The following is a 2106-nucleotide window of genomic DNA, read 5'->3' on the forward strand; positions in this document are numbered from 1 at the left end:
ATTCTGCGATGCGTCGTCGTCAGTCTTGTCTGCAGAGGCATCATCATTCGAGACATCCTCCTTCGATGCATCATCAGAAGTCGACTCATCCGCGTCGGAATCATTGGCTGACGAAGGCGGCGCAAAAGCAGCAGAGTCAAGGTCCACGCCCTGCATAAGATCCTTGAACTCACGATCCACAGATTCCTTTTCACCCTGATCCTCGGCCTTGTCCTCCTCGTTCCCCTCTTGCTGCTCCGGGGCCATCCGGGAGGCAATGGGCTTGGTGGGATCGCCGTGCACGTCGCCATCCTTGGGATCAGCCTTGGACCCGGTGGGGGCCACCTCGCCTGAACGCATGCGCTCAAATGCCTCCAGGGCCTGTCCCATCATGGTCCTGATCGCCGAGTTCTGCTGGTCGACAGCCTCTTCCAGACCGATGGAGTCGACCTGCAGGCTGACCTCGCGCACGGCCGGATCCACCCCGAAGGCCAGGGCAGCCATCATCAGCCCGACGCGCAGGTTGTAGTCAGCGCTCATGGCGGATCGCTCGCCGTCATCCAGGTCCCGCCAGGCCCGCGACTGGTCCTCATAGCGGCTGGAAGGCATCATCGTGCGTCCTGCTGCAGTGAAGGCCAGGGCCACCTGTCCTTGGGAGAGGTTGGACCTGAACTCCACATCGAAGCGGAAGGGCAGCCGGAGGGAACGCATCAGCATGGACAGCGTCTGCCTGTAGACCCACTCGGAACACACCGGCTCCTGACCCTGGCCGTCCGCTCGCACAGGCAGAGCCTGGGGAGCCTGTTGACGCACCATGACGGCGGTCGCCGCAGCCTTGTCGACCATGGCATTGATGGCGGTCCGCCCGTCGTCCTCCAGGGGGTCGAAACGAATCGGATAGTCCCCCGGGCGCAGCAAGGCGACAATGGCAGGATCATCCAAAAGTGCCTGGTCCAGCCGGGTTGCCTGGACGCGGTTGATCGAGTCCTCGGTGGGCAGCGTTCCCAGGCGGGCATTGCGCTCCAGCCAGGCGCTGACGGCGGCGAACCTGTTGAGATTGCCCTCGATGCGCAGGGCCGCAAGAGCGGCAGTGAACTCCAGTCCGTTGTCCCAGCTCAGAAAGTAGGCGCCCGAATAAGAGGAAGCATACAGATGCAGGGGCTCGGCCCCATGAACGGCCTCAAGGCCTGAGACGGGTGATAGAGCCCCAGCCTCGCGCATCAGGTCGGCAAACAGATCCTCCAGACCGGAGACCCGCTGTCCGTGGGAGCGCGCCTGGATCATGTCACCCACGCTGCGTCGGATGGCTCCCATGGGCGCCTCCCGGTTGAGCCGGTAGAAGATGTTGCCTGAGCCGAACCCAGTGAAGGTTCCCTGGATGCGCGGCAGCAAGTAGGCGGCGAAGAAGGCAATGGCCACGGCATCCCGGTACTCCAGGTCCAGGCGCATCTCAGGAGGCAGGAGCGGACGCAGCTGCTCAAGTGAATAGCGGCCATCGGCTCGCAGCCAGGAGGCCAGCCAACGCATGTGACCGGCATCGTCACGGCCTGCTACAGCACCCTGCAGGGCGCGGACCGGCCCTGAATCCTGACCCGGATCGCGACCCAGCCGACGACCGTCGGCCAGGGTCACCTCCTCCTCCCGGCCCAGCAAGAAGGCAGGCTCCATATTCTGAAGATCCATCCGGCCCTGCTCGCCGATGAAGACCCGGCCATGGTCGTCGGCCAGAGCAATCTGGGCGAAGTGACGACGATCGGTGAAGATACCCAGCGCGAAGCCGCGGCCTGGAGCATCAGACCACTGGACCCAGCCCAGCGTCAGTCCCTCGGGCACGCCCTGCAGGCGCGGAAAAAGCCGACGCTTTACGGCGATGCCCAGAACACGGCTGTGGGAGGCCAGAAATTCGCGCATCTGCCGATCATCTGGATGGCGCCCTGTCCGGTTGATCAGATCGACCATGTCGGCCACCGAAGAATCCAGGGGACGATCCCCGCGACTCCCAGTAGTCGGACGAGAGGAGCCGACCAGTTCTTCCAGTGAGGAAAGAATAGAACGGCCCAGGCCGGACAGATCCCCGAACCCCCGGGACTTCTTCGCGTTCTTGGACATACCTTTGATTGTCCCAAT

Annotated in this window: 1 pseudogene; it reads right to left on the reverse strand. The window is 63.5% G+C overall.

The annotated features are described in order from the left end of the window. Positions 1-2088 (reverse strand): annotated as a pseudogene (locus AC0AP0_RS12610) (tetratricopeptide repeat protein); the annotation flags it as partial. Between the last annotated feature and the right edge of the window lie 18 nt (positions 2089-2106).

The organism is Bifidobacterium sp. POST2/T3 (B1) (genome assembly GCF_058197115.1).